Here is a 1,001-nt window from a genome sequence, read left to right as displayed (position 1 = left end):
ATCGTCGTACTCGTCAAGCAGGTGCCTGATTCGGGCGCGGACCGCAACCTGCGTTCTGACGACAACACCGTCGACCGCGGTTCGGCGAACAACGTCATCAATGAGATGGACGAGTATGCCATCGAGGAGGCGTTGAAGATCAAGGAGGCGCACGGCGGTGAGGTGACGATCCTGACGATGGGTCCGGATCGGGCGACCGAGTCGATCCGTAAGGCGCTGTCGATGGGTCCGGACAAGGCTGTGCACGTCGTCGACGATGCTCTGCGCGGTTCCTGTGCGGTGGCCACGTCGAAGGTGCTCGCCGCCGCTGTCGGGCAGTTGAACGCCGACTTGGTCATTTGTGGGGCGGAGTCGACCGACGGTCGGGTCCAGGTGATGCCGCACATGATCGCCGAGCGGTTGGGTGTGGCTGCGCTGACCGGCGCGCGCAAGCTCACCGTGGACGGGTCGAATCTGACGGTGGAGCGGCAGACGGAGGAGGGCTACGAGGTGGTGACCGCCTCGACCCCGGCCGTGGTGTCGGTGTGGGACACGATCAACGAGCCGCGGTATCCGTCGTTCAAGGGCATCATGGCGGCGAAGAAGAAGCCGGTGCAGACGCTGTCGCTGGGTGAGCTGGGTGTGGCTGCGGTGGAGGTGGGCTTCGACGGTGCGACCAGCGCTGTGGTGGAGCATTCCAAGCGTCCGCCGCGTTCTGGCGGCGAGAAGATCACCGATGAGGGCGAGGGCGGCGTGAAGCTGGTCGAGTTCCTCGCTGCCGAGAAGTTCGTGTGAGGGGTCTGGGACATGTCTGAGGTTCTCGTCGTCGTCGAAGCCACGCGTGAGTTCGGCGTCAAGAAGGTCACCCTGGAGATGCTCACCCTCGCCCGCGAGCTGGGCACCCCGAGCGCCGTCGTGCTCGGTGGTGTCGGTGCCGCGCAGGCGTTGAGCGCCAAGCTGGGTGAGTACGGCGCGGAGAAGATCTACGCCGCGGAGGGTGAGGAGATCGACGGCTACCTGGT

1 protein-coding gene and 1 pseudogene are annotated in these 1,001 nt (G+C 65.5%); both read left to right on the top strand.

Annotation, left to right across the window (positions count from 1 at the left end; translation table 11 throughout):
* On the top strand, positions 1 to 774 hold a 774-nt coding region (locus tag ACFYO8_RS29625), incomplete at its 5' end, for an electron transfer flavoprotein subunit beta/FixA family protein (RefSeq protein ID WP_387257834.1).
* 12 nt (positions 775 to 786) lie between these two features.
* Positions 787 to 1,001 (top strand): annotated as a pseudogene (locus ACFYO8_RS29620) (electron transfer flavoprotein subunit alpha/FixB family protein); the annotation flags it as partial.

The sequence above is a fragment of the Micromonospora sp. NPDC005257 genome (assembly GCF_042872445.1).
Lineage (GTDB): Bacteria > Actinomycetota > Actinomycetes > Mycobacteriales > Micromonosporaceae > Micromonospora.
The sequence above is the reverse complement of the archived record's forward strand: the minus strand, read 5'-3'. Positions and strand labels throughout refer to the sequence as shown.